Raw genomic sequence first — 1,854 nt, 5'->3', positions numbered from 1 at the left:
GGCGTTGAGGCTGTAGAATTTCTCCCAAAAACGCATTTTATGCGTTTTTTCTAATTACCTTTAATTGTACAAAAAACAACCTTGATTGAGCTGACTCTCTGTGATCTAATAGTTATTATTCGCTCAGAGTTAAATGTAATGGCTAACTATAAACCTGACTTATCCTGCCAAAGTAAATTCATTCCCATTGATTTCGCACAGCAAATTATTCCTGGTACATTCGAATATGCGCTTTCTCATATTGTTGATAAGCACCTCGATTTAAGTCCCTTTGATAAATGGTATGACAACGATAAAGGCGGTGCAGCGGCTTACCCTCCATCAGTGATGTTGAAAATAGTTTTGTTTGGTTATTCACGAGGATTAGTTAGCAGTCGCCGTATTGCGAAAGCTTGTGAAACGAATATTACCTTCATGAGTTTATCGGGCGATGAACAACCGCATTACACGTCTATTGCTAGCTTTGTCGCTAAAATGAAAGACCAAATTGAGCCACTATTTACACAAGTATTGATGATATGTGACCGTGAAGGATTGATTGGGCGTAACATGTTTGCCATCGATGGTTGCAAGATACGTTCGAATGCGAGCAAAGAATGGAGCGGCACATTTGATGAACTTGAGCGTAAACAAGCAAAATTGCGCAGAGCTAGCCAACGCATCCTCGCGCGTCATCAAGCGCAAGATGGGCTGAGTGAAGATGACGTGGCGCATGATTTAAAACAACAAGCCAAGCTTGATAAAAGTGCTAATAAAATAAAAGACTTTTTAGCGATGAATGAAGAAAAGCTAGGCAGTCGTAAAACGCCTGTGAAAAGTAATATCACCGACCCAGACAGTGCGAAAATGACGACCAGTAAAGGCACTATTCAAGGCTACAATGGCATTGCCATTAACGACGATAAGCATCAAGTCATCTTACAAGCCCAAACATGGGGCTCAGTTGGAGAACAACAAACCTTAAAACCTGCTATCGAGCAACTTCAACAGCAACTCGAACAATTAGGGACGCCCGATACTTTTGCAACGGCTAAATTCACCGCAGACAGTGGTTTTCATAGTGAAGTTAACCTTGAGTTCATGGCGACAACAGGCCTTGATGCTTACATGGCCGATACGGCTTTTAGAAGCCGTAATCCGTTATTTCAACAAAGCAAAACTTACTTAACAGAGCAAGAGAAACGTCGATTAAAACGGAATAAAGGAAAAGCTCGATTATTCAATAGTAGTGACTTTTACTTTGATGAGCAGACATTAACGAGTCGTTGCCCCGCAGGGAAAACATTGTGGTTGAGTGTGAATAATATTGAAACAGCGGGAAAGCAATATGTCCGTTTTGCTGGTTATTTGAAGGATTGTCGAGTTTGTCCGTTACAGTCACAGTGCATGCGTAAAGTACCGATCAAGCAAGGTCGACAAGTTCAATTTGAAATCAATAGCACAGAGAAACGCGTTTCTTATACGGATAAAATGCGAGTAAAAATAGACAGTAGTCCTGGTCGGCGAGAATACAGCAAACGGCTTGGTGCTATCGAACCCGTGTTTGGTAATATTACGGTGAATAAAGGGATGAATAAATTCACGCTACGCGGTCAAGAGAAAGTGAATACCCAGTGGCAGATGTATTGTCTTGTCCATAACATTGAGAAGTTAAGGAATAGATTACATTAAATGAAGGGGAAACCCTCGACTCACCATCGCCTCATAACTAGCTTCACCATCCAATTTAAGCCTCAATTTAATCAATCAGTTATTGAAAACAGAATAATCTATTTAATCTCAAGTAAATGTAAGTTAATCTGGTTTTTATTTAAATTAAGTAGGCTGAAAACGAGTTATTCTACAGCCTCGTTA

1 protein-coding gene is annotated in these 1,854 nt (G+C 40.2%); it reads left to right on the top strand.

Annotation, left to right across the window (positions count from 1 at the left end; all coding sequences use genetic code 11):
* Positions 1-138 precede the first annotated feature (138 nt).
* Positions 139-1,671 (top strand): transposase, encoded by a 1,533-nt coding sequence (locus E2R68_RS13780; RefSeq protein WP_134278256.1) that lies wholly within the window; start codon positions 139-141, stop codon positions 1,669-1,671.
* Positions 1,672-1,854: the final 183 nt, after the last annotated feature.

This window comes from Psychromonas algarum (assembly GCF_004376845.1).
Taxonomy (GTDB): domain Bacteria; phylum Pseudomonadota; class Gammaproteobacteria; order Enterobacterales; family Psychromonadaceae; genus Psychromonas.
The sequence above is the reverse complement of the archived record's forward strand: the minus strand, read 5'-3'. Positions and strand labels throughout refer to the sequence as shown.